The organism is Pseudomonas sp. NPDC089741, from assembly GCF_044748825.1.
GTDB classification, from domain to species: Bacteria; Pseudomonadota; Gammaproteobacteria; order Pseudomonadales; family Pseudomonadaceae; genus Aquipseudomonas; species Aquipseudomonas helmanticensis.
On record NZ_JBIVGT010000008.1, the window covers coordinates 190,352 to 205,538 of the forward strand.

12 protein-coding genes are annotated in these 15,187 nt (G+C 58.9%); 4 read left to right on the forward strand and 8 right to left on the reverse strand.

Annotated features, from left to right (window positions below):
* Positions 1-13 precede the first annotated feature (13 nt).
* A complete protein-coding gene (locus ACIPZE_RS11710) occupies positions 14-211 on the forward strand; it encodes a YbdD/YjiX family protein (RefSeq protein WP_003228401.1) in 198 nt (65 codons plus the stop codon).
* A gap of 162 nt (positions 212-373) precedes the next feature.
* Positions 374-1,345 carry a GTPase gene (yjiA, locus tag ACIPZE_RS11715; RefSeq protein ID WP_400772949.1) on the forward strand — a complete coding sequence of 324 codons (972 nt, stop codon included), beginning with the start codon at positions 374-376 and terminating at the stop codon, positions 1,343-1,345.
* Positions 1,346-1,430: 85 nt separating this feature from the next.
* Here the strand turns inward: yjiA and ACIPZE_RS11720 are convergent, their stop codons facing one another.
* The 7 genes from ACIPZE_RS11720 to morA form a co-directional block, all read right to left on the reverse strand.
* Positions 1,431-2,141, reverse strand: a complete 711-nt coding sequence (locus tag ACIPZE_RS11720) for a GntR family transcriptional regulator (protein ID WP_400772950.1) — start codon at positions 2,139-2,141, stop codon at positions 1,431-1,433.
* 19 nt (positions 2,142-2,160) lie between these two features.
* Positions 2,161-2,865 (reverse strand): FadR/GntR family transcriptional regulator, encoded by a 705-nt coding sequence (locus ACIPZE_RS11725; protein ID WP_095139286.1) that lies wholly within the window; start codon positions 2,863-2,865, stop codon positions 2,161-2,163.
* An 83-nt stretch (positions 2,866-2,948) separates the two neighbouring features.
* Entirely contained in the window at positions 2,949-4,262 is a 1,314-nt protein-coding gene (locus tag ACIPZE_RS11730; RefSeq protein WP_283438733.1) for a C4-dicarboxylate transporter DctA, read from the reverse strand.
* A 267-nt stretch (positions 4,263-4,529) separates the two neighbouring features.
* Entirely contained in the window at positions 4,530-5,084 is a 555-nt protein-coding gene (locus tag ACIPZE_RS11735; RefSeq protein ID WP_400772953.1) for a hypothetical protein, read from the reverse strand.
* 60 nt (positions 5,085-5,144) lie between these two features.
* Positions 5,145-5,405, reverse strand: a complete 261-nt coding sequence (locus ACIPZE_RS11740; protein WP_400772955.1) for a hypothetical protein — start codon at positions 5,403-5,405, stop codon at positions 5,145-5,147.
* A 276-nt stretch (positions 5,406-5,681) separates the two neighbouring features.
* Complete coding sequence (gene glyA / locus ACIPZE_RS11745; RefSeq protein ID WP_129395595.1) at positions 5,682-6,935, reverse strand: serine hydroxymethyltransferase; 1,254 nt, start codon at positions 6,933-6,935, stop codon at positions 5,682-5,684.
* 235 nt (positions 6,936-7,170) lie between these two features.
* Positions 7,171-11,019, reverse strand: a complete 3,849-nt coding sequence (morA, locus tag ACIPZE_RS11750; RefSeq protein WP_400772957.1) for a cyclic di-GMP receptor MorA — start codon at positions 11,017-11,019, stop codon at positions 7,171-7,173.
* A 285-nt stretch (positions 11,020-11,304) separates the two neighbouring features.
* Here morA and ettA point away from each other — a divergent pair, with 285 nt between their 5' ends.
* Both ettA and gdhA read left to right on the forward strand, forming a co-directional pair.
* Positions 11,305-12,969: an energy-dependent translational throttle protein EttA gene (ettA, locus tag ACIPZE_RS11755; RefSeq protein WP_008078577.1), complete on the forward strand. Its 1,665-nt coding sequence runs from the start codon at positions 11,305-11,307 to the stop codon at positions 12,967-12,969.
* 350 nt (positions 12,970-13,319) lie between these two features.
* Positions 13,320-14,657: an NADP-specific glutamate dehydrogenase gene (gene gdhA / locus ACIPZE_RS11760; protein ID WP_400772959.1), complete on the forward strand. Its 1,338-nt coding sequence runs from the start codon at positions 13,320-13,322 to the stop codon at positions 14,655-14,657.
* Here the strand turns inward: gdhA and ACIPZE_RS11765 are convergent.
* Positions 14,654-15,148 carry a GreA/GreB family elongation factor gene (locus ACIPZE_RS11765; RefSeq protein ID WP_129395592.1) on the reverse strand — a complete coding sequence of 165 codons (495 nt, stop codon included), beginning with the start codon at positions 15,146-15,148 and terminating at the stop codon, positions 14,654-14,656. The two genes, gdhA and ACIPZE_RS11765, sit on opposite strands and share 4 nt — an antisense overlap.
* Positions 15,149-15,187: the final 39 nt, after the last annotated feature.

The following is a 15,187-nucleotide window of genomic DNA, read 5'->3' on the forward strand; positions in this document are numbered from 1 at the left end:
AGAGGATTGCACCATGTTCAATGACCTGAGTCGCCTCGGTAAATACCTCGGTCAGGCTGCGCGCCTGATGGTCGGCATGCCCGACTACGACACCTACGTCGAGCATATGCAAACCAAGCACCCGGACAAACCGGTGATGAGCTACGAGATGTTCTTCCGCGAACGTCAGGAAGCGCGTTACGGTGGCAAGGGTGGGCCGAAGTGCTGTTGAGCTGACAGCCTGCGGTTGATGCAATCCCCTGTGGGAGCGAGCCTGCTCGCGAATACGGAGTGTCAGTTGATGAATGATTTGACTGACACACCGCTTTCGCGAGCAGGCTCGCTCCCACAGTTGTTTTTGTGTTGTTCATTCATTTTGTGAAGGGGATCTGTTTTGTCTTCTCCCATACCTGTAACGGTACTCAGCGGTTTCCTCGGTGCCGGCAAGACCACCTTGCTGCGCCACATTCTGAAAGCCGAGCACGGCCTGAAAATCGCCGTGATCGAAAACGAATTCAGCGATGCCGGCATCGACACTCAGTTGCTCGGCGACGAACCCGTGCAAGTCATGACGCTGGCCAACGGCTGCGTCTGCTGCACCATTCACACCGATCTGACCAAAGCCCTGTACCTGCTGCTCGAGCGTTTGGACAGCGGCGAAATCGCCTTCGATCGCCTGGTGATCGAATGCACCGGGCTGGCCGATCCTGCGCCTGTTGCCCAGACTTTTTTCATCGATGAAGAACTGCGCGAGCGTTACTTGCTCGACGGCATCATCACGCTGGTCGATGCCGCGCACGCGGATGTGCATCTGACCCAGACTATCGCACAGGCGCAGATCGGGTTCGCCGACCGTTTGCTGGTGAGCAAGACCGATCTGGTCGACGAAGCCACCTTCAATGCACTGAGCGAGCGCCTGACGCGGATTAACCGTCGTGCGCCGATCCGTGTGGTTGATCACGGCAACATTGATCTGGCTGAACTGCTGGATGTGCGCGGCTTCAATCTCAATGCCGATCTCGGTGGCGGTTTGAGTCTGCGTCCGGTGACCAAGGCGCCATCGATTGATCGCATTTCCAGCCTGGTGCTGCGCACCGATCAGCCGCTGGATATCGATCAGCTCAGTGAATTCATGAACGAGCTGCTGGAAGAGCACGGCAAACAATTGCTGCGCTACAAAGGCGTGCTGAGCATTGCCGGCGAAGATCGGCGGTTGGTGTTTCAGGGCGTGCTGAAACTCTATGGCTTCGACTGGGACACCGAATGGGCCGAGAGTGAAGCGCGGGAAAGCGTGATTGTGTTTATCGCCGATGATTTGCCGGAAGAGAAAATTCGGGCGGGGTTTGCGCGGGTGACGGCGGGTTGATGTTTCCGTAGCGTCAATGATGACGCCATCGCGAGCAGGCTCACTCCTACATTTGAAATGCGTTGAGCCTGCTCGCGATAGCAATCTAACCGACAGCACAATGCCCAAGGTCTGAACCCAGCAGTGTCTGCTCAAGATGATCCAAATGCCGAGTCATCAGCATCCCGGCCCTGGAAGCATCGCCTTGTTCCACCGCTTCAACCAACGCCAAATGCTCCCGCCAAGCGCAACAGCTGTGCGTAGAACCCTCACACCGCGCAATCGCCAACGACGTGAGTGGGACCAGACTGCCGAGAAAATGCGCCAACGGTGAATTCCCCGCCATCTGCGCCAACGTCAGATGAAATTCCCCGGACAAGCGAATCGCCGCCCCACGTCGATCCTGCTCAACCGCCAGCCGCTCACGCTCAATCAACCCACGCAAGCGTTGCAAGCCATCAGCCTGCGGACGCTGACAAGCCAGGCGCACCAACGTGCTTTCAGTCAGTCGCCGCGCATGCAAGGTCTGCCGGGTCTGCTCGCGATCCGGCGCCGCCACGCGCGGACGATGATTTGCGCGCAGCACAATGACTTGCTCATGGGATAACTGCGTCAGCACCCGCCGCACATCGGCGCGGCTGACGTTGAACATGTCTTTCAGACTGTCTTCGGTGAAGCGGCTGTCGGCATCGATGCGCTGTTCGAGAATGGCATCGAACAGTCGCGGATACAGATCCTCCACCGCTGCGCGCGGACGGGAGAAGGGCAGAGGCGTCGTGGTCTGGCGAGTGTGCGACGCTGCGGCAAAACTGTTCATGGCCTGTCTCCAATAGGAATCAGCGACTCAGGTTGTCATCCGGAATATTCAGCTCGATGCCCATACGCTGACCTTCGCGCAAAATGTGTCGACGCATTTCGGCGCTGGCCTGGGCGCTGTTCTTGCTGCGGATTGCACGCACCACGGCTTCGTTTTCTTCGAGGCGTTCGGCTAGGTGCTCAGGCGAGTTGCGCAATACTTCGGCACTTTGCTTGAGGGCGTTGCTGGTCTGCTGCACGACGCTCTGGAAGATCGGGTTCGAGGTGAGGGTGAACAGCTCCTCGTGAAACGCGATGTAGGCACTGACCCCGGCTTCGCTGTCGCCGGCTTCGAGGGCCTCGCGCATGTCCATCAGGGTCAGGCGCAACTGGCCGACTTCCTTGCTGCTGATCGACTGCGCGACCAGACCGACGATGAATGGCTCCAGGGTGTAACGCAGTTGCAGCACGTCCTCGAGGCTGGCACCGGCGACTGCGCTGTCGTGGCTTTGGCTGTCGCTGAGTTGTGCATCGAGGACGACTACGCCTTTGCCCGGCATCGAACGGACGAGGCCGAGGGTTTCCAGGACGATCACGGCTTCACGCAGGCTCGGGCGGCTGATGCCCAGTTGTTCGGCGAGCTCGCGCTGGCCCGGTAACATGTCGCCGGAGCGCCATTGGCCACGGGCGAGGGCGGCGCGGAGTTTTTCTACGACTGAGTTGACGACGGTTGATGTGGTGATCACTGGTCTTGCTCCGTGAGCCCGTTGGGTGCGCCGCAAGCAAGATCAAAAGATCGCAGCCTGCGGCAGCTCCTACGGGGTTGAAATCAGAACTCCTGCTGGTGCGCCGGAGTTGCTGGTTTACGCGGTTGAAAGGTGTAGCCCTGCTGACCGCTGAGTACTTTGTTGGCGCGTTGTACGTCGATGTCTTTTTCCCAACGGGCGATGGCGACGGTGGCGACGCAGTTGCCGATGAGGTTGGTCAGTGCCCGACCGATCCCCATGAACCAGTCCACGGCCAGCACCAACACCAGACCGACCACCGGAATCGCCGGAATGGCGGTCAGCGTCGCCGCGAGGATCACCAGCGCTGAGCCGGGAATGCCGTGGGCGCCTTTGGAGGTGATCAGCGACACCAGCAGAATCGTCAGCAAATCGGTCATCGCCAGCGGCGTGCCGGTGGCGTTGGCGATGAACACGATGGCGAGGGTCAGGTAGATCGAAAAGCCGTCGAGGTTGAACGAGTAACCGGTGGGGATCACCAGGCCCACGGTCGAGCTGCCGATACCGAGGTGTTCAAGCTTGCGCATGATCTGCGGCAGTACCGCGTCGGACGATGCCGTGCCCATGACGATCAGCAATTCTTCCCGCAGGTACTTGAGCAGAGGCCATAGGCGCAGGCCGGACGCACGCATCACCAGACCGAGAATCACGCCGACGAAAGCCATACAGGTCAGGTAGAACAAACCGACCAGACTGCCCAGGTGCTGCAGCGAATCGAGGCCATACTTGCTGGTGGTGAAGGCGATGGCGCCGAATACGCCGATCGGCGCCAGGCGGACGATCATGCCCATGATGCGGAAGATCACGTGGCTCAGTTCGTTGATCAGTCGGGAGATCCCGGAAGCCGCTTCACCGACCAGATTCAACGCGCTGCCGAACAGCACCGAGAACAACAGCACTTGCAGGATGTTGTTGTCGGCGAAGGCGCCGATCACCGAGGTCGGGATCAGGTCCATGAGGAATTGCGTGGTGGTGTGCATGTGCTGGCCGCGTTCGGCGAGATCGCCCATGTCGGCGGTGGACAGCTGCTCCAGATGAATATTCGCGCCGCTGCCGATGCCGGTGCTGAAAGCAAAAACGAGGCCGATGACCAAGGCGATGGTGGTCAGTACTTCGAAGTAGATGACTGATTTAAGGCCGATGCGCCCGACCTTCTTCAGGTCGCCCGCGCCGCTGATGCCGCTGACCACCACGCAGAACACGATGAGGCCGATGAGCATCTTGATCAGTTTGATGAAGCCGTCGCCGAGCGGTTTCAGCTGGGCGGAGTATTCAGGAAGGGTCAGCCCGCAGACGATGCCGAGCATCAGTCCGAGAACCACTTGGAGGAAGATTGAACGCGAGCACCATCTGAGCATGGGAGGAATCCTGGTCGGTGTCCTGACTGCCGTGCGCGTGGCGCATCAGATTCAGGACTTAATTATTGTGGTCTTACCGGTATGTCCAGTGCAGGCGCAGTCTACGCTCGGGTTTTTCCGGAATACAAGAGGAAAACACAAAATTGGCATGACCGGTCAGACCAGTGGTGCTGCGCTCAGTGATTGCGGGAACGACGTCCGCAAATACAGAAGCCCGGCCATGCTCGCCGGGCTGTTTTGGTGCTGAGGCTCCTTGTGTGAATCTGCTCAGTAGGGCACGTTGCGCTGCAGGATATTCAGCTTGAAGTCCAGAACACCTGCACTGCGATTCGAGTTGGTGCGCACGAACGTGCCCACTTTCGGATCGTATTTACTGCGACTTTGCCCTGCACAGAGCAGAGCACCGCCTCGGGTCTGTATTCTGACGGTGGGGTTATCCGTGTCGATCTCATCGAGGGTGATGATGTTGCCTTTGGCGTTCAGCAAGTTGAACGTGGTCTGATCTCCATCTTCGGTTGAATAAGAATTCAGGAAGTCTTTTTCTTCACGACTGATGGTTCTGTAGTAATACTCGCCAGGCGTGAAAATGTAGAGGGTGTAATAGTCGTCTAGGCACCGGAAATAAAAGGTCAAGGCATCGGGAGCGACATTGGGCTTTAGAAAAAGATAGTTTGAAACATCTATCTGATGCGAAAAGGTAAAGGCCTCGTAGTCCGGACGTGGTGTGCTGATTGCTCTGCCATAGGTCAACTTTGGAAAGTGTGGATAACCAAAGCGAGTGCTCATGGTTGCAGTAAAGGATTTTTCCTGGTCGGTGCTCATGAGTGTTTTCTTTTTTAATGAGAATAGATAAATCGCTCGGCCACAAGTGGGCGCAAGCATTCAAATGCTTGTGTGGTCAGATTTCATCTGGATCACTGAGGAACGATGCGTTGCGCTCAATGATTCGCAGTGTGAACGGGATGCCGTCGTTATCAGTCCCGGCCAGGTAGCTGTTTTGATGGATGCTTCGGTAAAAAAGCCCCCCGAAAAGGATCTATCAATGCGCAGGATCGGTGTTTCATATAGCTCCCCGAGAATATCAAGGTAATGGCGGTCAAGTTCCAGTGTTGCTATAAAGGATTTCTGCCTGTTGGTGCTCATGAACTCTTCCTTGAATTCTGAATGATAGGGTTTTTAGAGTTTGTTAAAAGTCTTGTCTATGAATTTTTAGTTGTTGTTGGGGTGTATGTTTGTACCGGCCAAACACTAGCAGCTAAGTTTTGTGGGTGGGGGTGTTTTTATTTAAGTTATTGTTTCAATTTTCAAACGCAGAAAATGATCAGCCCAGAAGATGGGATCAATATCGCTTTCCTGCAGACGAAAAAAAACCGGCCAATCACTTGGCCGGTTTTTCATGCTGCGGATTAAACGTCGCTATTAAGCGCCGTACACCGGCAGTTTCTTGCAGATGGCTTTGACTTTCTCACGAACGGCGTCGATCACCGCTTCGTTGTTCAGGTCAGCCAGGATGTCGCAGATCCAGCCGGCCAGCTCTTTGCACTCGGCTTGCTTGAAACCACGAGTGGTCACAGCCGGAGTACCGAAGCGCAGGCCGGAAGTGACGAACGGCGAGCGTGGATCGTTTGGCACGGAGTTCTTGTTCACGGTGATGAAAGCTTTGCCCAGAGCGGCGTCGGCGTCTTTACCGGAGATGTCCTGCTTGATCAGCGACAGCAGGAACAAGTGGTTCTTGGTACCGCCGGAGACCACGTCGAAACCGCGTTCGATGAACACTTCGGCCATGGCCTGGGCGTTCAGCACCACTTGTTCCTGGTAGGCCTTGAACTCTGGCTGCAGCGCTTCCTTGAAGCAGATCGCCTTGGCGGCGATTACGTGCTCCAGCGGGCCACCCTGGGCGCCCGGGAATACTGCGGAGTTGAGCTTCTTCTCGATGTCGGCGTTGGCGCGAGCCAGGATCAGGCCGCCACGTGGACCGCGCAGGGTCTTGTGCGTGGTGGTGGTCACGACGTCAGCGAAAGGCACCGGGTTCGGGTAGACGCCAGCGGCGACCAGACCGGCCACGTGAGCCATGTCGACGAACAGGTAAGCGCCAACCTTGTCAGCGATTTCGCGGAAACGCGGGAAGTCCAGAATCTGCGAGTAGGCAGAGAAACCGGCCACGATCATTTTCGGCTTGTGCTCAACCGCCAGACGCTCGACTTCGTCGTAGTCGATCAGGCCATTGGCGTCGATACCGTACTGCACGGCGTTGTACAGCTTGCCCGAGGAGGAAACGCTGGCGCCGTGGGTCAGGTGACCGCCGTGGGCCAGGCTCATGCCCAGAATGGTGTCGCCACCTTGCAGCAGGGCCAGGTAGACAGCGGCGTTGGCTTGCGAACCGGCGTGCGGCTGAACGTTGGCGTAATCGGCGCCGAACAGCTCTTTGGCGCGGTCGATGGCCAGTTGCTCAACGATGTCGACGTACTCGCAACCACCGTAGTAACGCTTGCCTGGGTAGCCTTCAGCGTACTTGTTGGTCAGGACCGAGCCTTGAGCTTCCATCACCGCTGGGCTGGTGTAGTTTTCCGAAGCGATCAGCTCAATGTGTTCTTCCTGGCGCTGAGCTTCTTGCTCCATGGCGGCAAAAAGGTCGGCGTCGTACTTGGCAATAGTCAAATCACGGCTGAACATGGCGGTCCTCAAGGATCGGGGGCAGAAAAGGGGGGCATTCTAACCCAACGGGTTTTGGATGGCATATGAAACGACATCATGTCGCAGACAAGTGGCGTTCATGACAGATGTGCGGTGCTTTTGCTGGCCTGAAAAGATCGCAGCCTTCGGCAGCTCCTACATTATCCGAGGCGCACACAAATACCGTGACCGACATCAATCCCGGTAGGAGCTGCCGAAGGCTGCGATCTTTTCTTCAGTCGAACATGAACAGCGCGTCATTGCTGAACTGCGCCTCAAACCGGCTCGCCGGCATCGGCCGCCCGAACAGATAGCCCTGAACCTCATCGCACCCATGCTCACGCAAGAAGTCCAGTTGTTCATGGGTTTCCACACCTTCGGCGATTACCGCCAGATTCAGGCTGTGCGCCATGGCGATGATCGCTCGGGCGATCTGTGCGTCCTGCTCACCCGACGGCAAGCCATCGACGAATGTGCGGTCGATCTTCAGCACATCGATCGGGAATTGCTTGAGGTAGTTCAGCGATGAATAACCGGTGCCGAAGTCATCGACCGCAATGCTCAGGCCAAGGTTTTTCAAGCCGGCGAGAATCTGCATCGCCTCGCTGACTTCACGCATCAGGATACTTTCGGTCAGCTCCAATTCCAGGCACGCCGGCGGCAGGCCGGTTTCGCGCAGGATCGTGGCGATCCGCGTGCCGAGCTGGCCATCGGAGAACTGCCGGGCGGAAATGTTCACCGACACCTTCGGCACGCGCACGCGGTTCTGGTGCCAGGTCTTCAACTGGCGACACGCCTCGCTGATTACCCAGTCGCCGACGTCGACCACCAGCCCGAGTTCTTCCAGTACCGGAATGAAATCCCCCGGTGGCACCAGCCCGCGACGCGGATGACGCCAGCGCAACAGCGCTTCGGCACCGGTCAGGCGTTTGCCGTCGCCACTGAATTGCGGTTGGTAATACAAGACGAATTCGTCTTGTTCCAAGGCGTGGCGCAAATCGCTTTCCAGCTCCAGGCGTTCCAGCGCACTGGCGTTCATGTCGGCCTGATAGAACTGGAAATTGTTCTTGCCGCGCTCTTTGGCGTGGTACATCGCGGTGTCGGCGTTCTTCATCAACTGGCTGAGTTCGTTGCCGTCCTGCGGGCTCAGGGCAATGCCGATACTCGCGGTGACGAAAAACTCGCGGCCTTCGAGCACGAACGGTCGCACCAGACTGGCGAGGATCTGCTCGGCGACATGAATCGCCCGGTTCAGCGCCAGCTCGCGGCTGGAACGGTGTTGCAGCAGCAGGGTGAATTCGTCGCCGCCCATGCGCGCCACGGTGTCGTCATCGTCGACGCAGGCCAGCAGGCGCGTGGCCATGTCTTTCAACATGCGGTCGCCGGCAGCGTGGCCGAGGGAGTCGTTGATCGGTTTGAAGCGGTCGAGGTCAAGGAACATCAGCACTACCCACGACTTCTGCCGCTCGGCCGATTGCAGCGCGGTGTGCAGGCGATCCTGGAACAGCGTGCGGTTGGGCAGGTGCGTCAGGGCGTCGTAGTAGGCGAGGCGGTGAATGCGTTGCTCGCTGGCCTTGCGCTCGCTGATGTCGCTGAAGAAGCACACGTAACTGGCCAGGTCGCCCTCGTCATCGAGCACCGCGGTGATGCCGACCCACGCCGGGTAATGCTCGCCGTTACGGCGCTTGAGCCAGACTTCGCCTTCCCAGGTGTTGTGCTGGTGCAGTTGCTTGAGCACGTAACGCAGGTGCGCATCCTGTTGCTCGTCGACGGTGAGCATGTTTGGCAACTGGTCGAGTACTTCGGCCACGGCGTAACCGCTGACCCGGCTGAACGCTTCGTTGGCCTGAACGATGTAACCCGCCGGATCGGTGATCAGGATCGCCGAGGTCGAGTGTTCGAATACTGTCGCTGCCATGCGCAGGTCTTTCTCGGCGCGGCGCTGCTGACTGATGTCGCGACCGACACCGAGCACGCCTTCAAAGCCGCCATGCTCGTCCCAGACCAGCACCAGACGCAGTTCGATCGGGATCTTGCGGCCGTCGGCGCGCAGGCAGTCGAACAGGAACAACTGCGTCTGTACCTGACTGCGCAACAGCGCCAGTTGTTCGGGTTTGTCGAGGGCTTTACTGACGCGATCCATCAGCGTGTAGATGCCGCTCAGTTGCTGCGGGTTGGCGATGGTCGACTGCCAGCCGTTCTGGAAAATCCACTCGGCGTCGTAACCCAGCACGGCTTGCACCGACGGGCTGACGTAGTTCAGCGAAAGCTTGCTGTCGGTGGAGAAAATCACGTCGCTGATGCTTTCGGCGAGCATGCGGTAGCGCTGCTCGCTGTCACGCAGGGATTCGCTGGCCTCGATCTGCTCGGTGATGTCCTTGGCCACGCCGATAATCCGCGTGACCTGATCATGCTTGTCCCGCGCCAGCGCCTGTTCGCGGATATCGAAACGCCGCCACTTGCCGTCGCGATGACGGAAGCGCAGCTGGCATTGCAGCAACTGACTGTAACCGGCGTGACGCTGCATCTGCCGCGAGCGATGGTAGTAATCGGCGTCTTCGGGGTGCAGGAGGATTTCCCAGAAGTACTCGCCCATCTGATGCAGTTCAGTGCGGTTGTAACCGAGCGTCTGGCCGAGGTGGTGGTTGCTGAAAATCATCCGCTGGCTGATCACGTCCTGTACGTAGAGGTGATCCGGCACGGTGCGCACCACGTCCGACCAAAAACCTTCGCGCTCCAGCAGCGACAACTCGATCAGCTTGCGGCTGGTGATGTCGTTGATGCTGAGGATCACCGCTTTATAGTCGTGCTGCTCGGTCGGCAGGCGCAGCACCATCCACAGGTGCTGGTCGCGGCCATTGGTGTCCGGCAGTTTGATTTCCAGCTCCAGTTGATCCTGTTGCTGCAACACGGCATCGAGGACCTGATTACCGATGGCGCACTGGCGGTGTGGATGGCCGTCGATCAGCAGTTGCCAGGCATGCTCGCAGGAATTGACGTTGAGCAGTTGCAACGCCACCTGATTGACCTCGGTGACGCGCAGTTCCTGGAGCAATTGCTGGCGCTGCTGCGGCTGGTCTAGCCAGGCCTTGAGCTGATCGCTGGTCTGGATCTGGGCCTTGTCGAAAACCTGCTTGAGACCGGAAAGATCGAGTACGCAGAGGGCGACGCCAGTGCCTTCGAAAATATCCTGATAACGTCGACGACCTTCATGCAACTGGCGCTGGCGGCGGCGCATGTTCAGCAAGGCAATCACCGGCAGCATCGAGAACGCCAGGCCGAGCAGGCATTTGCCGATGAACGCCGGGAGCAACTCTTCGAGCACGCGTTGACGGTCGAACAGGCCACGCAACTGCCAGTCGCTGCTGCTCAGCGGCACGGTCAGCACCGTGTTGGCGAGATCGTCGGGGGTGAGCACGCCTGGTTTGGCCGAAGGCAGTGCCTCATCGCGGCTGATGATCTGGTGATTGTTGCGGTTTTCCACCAGCCACAGCGGGCGGGCGCCGGTTTCACCCTGCTTGGTCAGCGAGTTGAAAAACGTTGGCGTCAGGCGCAAGGCCCAATAACCGCGCGTGCTGCCGCTGGCCTGATGCAGCAGCAAATGCACCACCGAGCCATCGTCGGCGTTACTGAAATAGTGCGCTTGGGCGCGGCTGCGCCGGACCAGTTCGGTCAGGTAGTCGGCGTCGGCACTGTCGGCCGCGCTGTCGCTGAGGATCCGCCCGGAAGGGCTGAGCAATGCCATGCTGCGCAGATCCGGCAGCGACTGCTGAAGTTTGCGCAACAGTGCCTGCTGTTCGTCGGCGGTTTGCGGTTGCTCGACGATCGGTAGCAGATTGAGGGCGATTTGCGCGTTCAGCGCCATGTTCAGGCTGACCTGCGAGGCGAGATCGGCGGTGTAGTCGATGGTGTACTGGCGCTGATTCTTCTGGGTTTCGCGCAGTTGATCGAGCAGCTGCCAGAACAGCAATGCCAGCAGCAACAGCACCAATGTCGCCAGCGCACCCTTTAATGTTCCGCGCAGGGGCGAGCCGGTCGCCGGATTGGACGCGCTCACAGAAGCTGGCGGAGTGACATTGGACAAGCTGTAATCCTGCGGTCTGGCTGGACTGGCGCGACGTGCACTATAAGCCGGACGCCCAAAGGGCGGCTAGCATGCCTTGAGTTGTGGCGAAGTGCCAGCCCCGCTCGGCTGGACTGCCTTCCGTCATTAAGGTAGCTTTGCCGGTTACGCGGGAGCGTTCCAGCTCCTAGACTCAGACTTTTTCAGCGCGCACGCATTGATAACCATCAAGTGAACGACGCGCATGGTCTGGCCGGGCATCGCCCGCGCTGCAATCATTCATCTGTCACTGACCCAAGGTTCTCCATGGCTCAATACGTCTTCACCATGCATCGGCTGGGCAAAGTTGTTCCGCCGAAGCGGGAAATTCTCAAAAACATTTCGCTGTCCTTCTTCCCCGGCGCCAAGATCGGCGTACTCGGCCTCAACGGTTCGGGTAAGTCCACGCTGCTGAAAATCATGGCTGGCGTCGACACCGAGTTCGAGGGCGAAGCCCGTCCGATGCCGGAACTGAACATCGGTTATCTGCCGCAAGAGCCACAACTTGATCCGACCAAGACCGTGCGTGAAGTGGTCGAGGAAGCGGTCAGCGTGATCAAGAACGCCCAGGCGCGCCTGGACGAGGTCTACGCGGCTTACGCTGAAGAAGATGCCGACTTCGACAAACTGGCTGCTGAACAGGCCAAGCTCGAAGCGATCCTGCAAGCCAGCGACGGTCACAACCTCGATCGTCAACTGGAAGTCGCCGCCGACGCCCTGCGTCTGCCGGCGTGGGACGCCAAGGTCGAATTCCTCTCCGGTGGTGAGAAGCGTCGTGTGGCCCTGTGCCGCCTGCTGCTGTCCGCGCCGGACATGCTGCTGCTCGACGAACCAACCAACCACTTGGACGCCGATTCCGTTGCGTGGCTGGAGCACTTCCTGCACGACTTCCCGGGCACTGTGGTAGCGATCACGCACGACCGTTACTTCCTCGACAACGTCGCCGGCTGGATTCTCGAACTCGACCGCGGCGCGGGCATTCCGTACGAAGGCAACTACTCGGGTTGGCTCGAAGCCAAGTCCGATCGTCTGGCCGCTGAATCCAAGCAGCAGTCGGCGCACGAAAAAGCCATGAAGGAAGAACTGGAGTGGGTGCGCAAAGGCGCGAAAGCCCGCCAGTCGAAATCCAAGGCACGTCTGCAACGCTTCGAAGAAATGCAATCGCAGGAATTCCAGAAGCGCAGCGAAACCAACGAGATCTACATCCCGGCCGGTCCACGTCTGGGCGACAAGGTCATCGAATTCAAGAACGTCACCAAGGGCTACGGCGATCGCGTGCTGATCGACAACCTGTCGTTCTCGATGCCGAAGGGCGCCATCGTCGGCGTGATTGGCGGTAACGGTGCCGGTAAGTCGACCCTGTTCCGCATGCTGATGGGCAAGGAACAACCGGACTCGGGCAGCATCGAAGTCGGCGAAACCGTGCAACTGGCCTGCGTCGATCAGAGCCGCGATGACCTCGATGGCAGCAAGACTGTGTTCCAGCAGATCTCCGACGGTTCCGACCAGATCCGCATCGGCAACTACGAGATCCCGTCGCGCACCTACGTCGGTCGCTTCAACTTCAAGGGCGGCGATCAGCAGAAGTTCGTCAAGGATCTGTCCGGTGGTGAGCGCGGTCGTCTGCACCTCGCGCTGACCCTGAAGGAGGGCGGTAACGTCCTGCTGCTCGACGAACCGTCCAACGACCTCGACGTTGAAACCCTGCGTTCGCTGGAAGAAGCCCTGCTGGACTTCCCGGGCGCCGCGATTGTGATCTCTCACGATCGGTGGTTCCTTGACCGCGTGGCGACACACATCCTCGCGTACGAAGACGACTCGCAAGCGATCTTCTTCGAAGGTAACTACACCGAGTACGAAGCGGATCGCAAAAAGCGTCTCGGCGAAGCGGCTGCCCAGCCACACCGGGTACGTCACAAGAAACTGGCCTGATATCGGGTTGGTTGCATGAAAGAGCGGAGCCTTCGGGCTCCGTTTTTTTTGCCCGGGTTTTTTCAGAGAGACCGTGGAATGACCATCGCGAGCAGGCTCACTCCTACATTTGAAATGCGTTCCCTTGTAGGAGTGAGCCTGCTCGCGATAGCGGTATAACTGTTGGTGCATCAATCAGATTTGATCTCCCCATTCAGGTGCAAATCAGCGCCAAAAACCGGCAGGATTTATATCTTGTGCACCATTTAATTTCATATCTGCGACATTTTGCTCTGTTCCTGTGCGCAATTCGTTTGTTACAGTCCGGCCAAATCTCCTCCAACGACAAAAAATTTGCCGAGACTTTTGCCATGATCGAATCCGTCGAATCCTTCCTTGCCCGACTGAAAACACGCGACCCGGATCAGCCTGAATTTCATCAGGCCGTCGAAGAAGTCCTGCGCAGCCTGTGGCCGTTTCTCGAAGCCAATCCGCACTACCTGACCTCGGGGATTCTGGAGCGCATTTGCGAACCAGAACGCGCGGTGGTGTTTCGCGTGTCGTGGGTCGACGATCAGGGCAAAGTCCAGGTCAATCGCGGTTTCCGCATCCAGATGAACAGCGCCATCGGCCCGTACAAGGGCGGCTTGCGTTTCCATCCGTCGGTGAACATGGGCGTGCTGAAATTCCTCGCCTTCGAACAGACCTTCAAAAACTCCCTGACTTCGTTGCCCATGGGCGGTGGCAAGGGCGGTTCGGACTTCGATCCGAAGGGCAAGAGCGACGCCGAAGTCATGCGTTTCTGCCAGGCGTTCATGAGCGAGTTGTATCGCCACATCGGTGCGGACGTTGACGTCCCGGCCGGAGATATCGGCGTCGGTGCGCGCGAGATCGGTTTCCTCTTCGGCCAGTACAAACGCCTGAGCAACCAGTTCACTAGCGTGCTGACCGGCAAAAGCATGACCTACGGCGGCAGCCTGATTCGCCCGGAAGCCACCGGTTTCGGCTGCGTGTATTTCGCTGAAGAAATGCTCAAGCGTCGCGAGCAGACTGTTGAAGGCAAACGCGTAGCGATCTCCGGCTCCGGCAACGTTGCGCAATACGCTGCGCGCAAGGTCATGGATCTGGGCGGCAAGGTGATCTCGCTGTCCGACTCCGAAGGCACTTTGTATTGCGAAGCGGGTTTGACCGAGGCGCAATGGCTGGCGCTGCTGGAGCTGAAAAACGTCAAGCGTGGACGCATCAGTGAACTGGCAAGCGCATTCGGTCTGGAATTCCGCGCCGGTCAGTTGCCGTGGTCGCTGCCGTGCGACATCGCGCTGCCGTGCGCCACGCAGAACGAACTCGACGCCGAAGCCGCGCACGCGCTGCTGTGCAATGGCGGCGTGTGCGTGGCTGAAGGCGCAAACATGCCGACCACGCTGGCGGCTGTGGATATCTTTATCGAGGCCGGCATTCTTTTCGCGCCGGGCAAAGCGTCCAACGCTGGTGGCGTCGCGGTGAGCGGTCTGGAAATGTCGCAGAACGCCATGCGTCTGCTGTGGACCGCGGGCGAGGTCGACAGCAAGCTGCACGCGATCATGCAGTCGATCCACCATGCTTGCGTGCATTACGGCGAAGAGAACGGCCGGATCAACTACGTCAAAGGCGCGAACATCGCCGGCTTCGTCAAAGTCGCCGATGCCATGTTGGCGCAAGGCGTGGTTTAAGCCGGCTGGATGCGGATCACTTCGATGACTTGATCACCGGCGGGGCGTTGCCACAGCACTTCATCATTGAGCTGGGCACCGAGCAGGGCGCGGCCCAGTGGTGAGCCCCAATTGATCAGGCCCTTGCCCGCATCGGCCTGATCTTCGCCGACCAGTTGCACGCGGCGCTCGGTGTCGTGTTCGTCGGCGTAGGTGACCCAGCTGCCGATCTGCACTTTGTCGGTGGACGTTGCCGGCACCGCCACTTGTGCACTGCTCAGGCGCTGATTGAAATAACGCAGATCCCTTTCCAGATCAGCCAGGCGTTGCTTGTCGGCCTGCTCACCTTTGGCCGTTTGCTCGGCATGCAGGGTTTGCAGTTCGGCGACTTTCGCCTGCAACTGCGCAAGCCCCTGTGGCGTGACGTAATTGGGCTGCGCGCTGACCTGCCGTTCGACCGGCTGATCGGCTTGCGCGGCGGCGTTGTCTTCGTTGACGAATGCGCGGCTCATGCTGTCCTCCTCGTATGAGGTTTGGGCCATGTTCGCAGG

Excerpts from the sequence above, each read along its gene's own strand:
- ACIPZE_RS11710 (WP_003228401.1), top strand. The coding sequence starts at position 14 with ATGTTCAATGACCTGAGTCGCCTCGGTAAATACCTCGGTCAGGCTGCG.
- ACIPZE_RS11720 (WP_400772950.1), bottom strand. The coding sequence starts at position 2,141 with ATGAACAGTTTTGCCGCAGCGTCGCACACTCGCCAGACCACGACGCCT.
- ACIPZE_RS11730 (WP_283438733.1), bottom strand. The coding sequence starts at position 4,262 with ATGCTCAGATGGTGCTCGCGTTCAATCTTCCTCCAAGTGGTTCTCGGA.
- ACIPZE_RS11735 (WP_400772953.1), bottom strand. The coding sequence starts at position 5,084 with ATGAGCACCGACCAGGAAAAATCCTTTACTGCAACCATGAGCACTCGC.
- ACIPZE_RS11740 (WP_400772955.1), bottom strand. The coding sequence starts at position 5,405 with ATGAGCACCAACAGGCAGAAATCCTTTATAGCAACACTGGAACTTGAC.
- glyA (WP_129395595.1), bottom strand. The coding sequence starts at position 6,935 with ATGTTCAGCCGTGATTTGACTATTGCCAAGTACGACGCCGACCTTTTT.
- ettA (WP_008078577.1), top strand. The coding sequence starts at position 11,305 with ATGGCTCAATACGTCTTCACCATGCATCGGCTGGGCAAAGTTGTTCCG.
- gdhA (WP_400772959.1), top strand. The coding sequence starts at position 13,320 with ATGATCGAATCCGTCGAATCCTTCCTTGCCCGACTGAAAACACGCGAC.
- ACIPZE_RS11765 (WP_129395592.1), bottom strand. The coding sequence starts at position 15,148 with ATGAGCCGCGCATTCGTCAACGAAGACAACGCCGCCGCGCAAGCCGAT.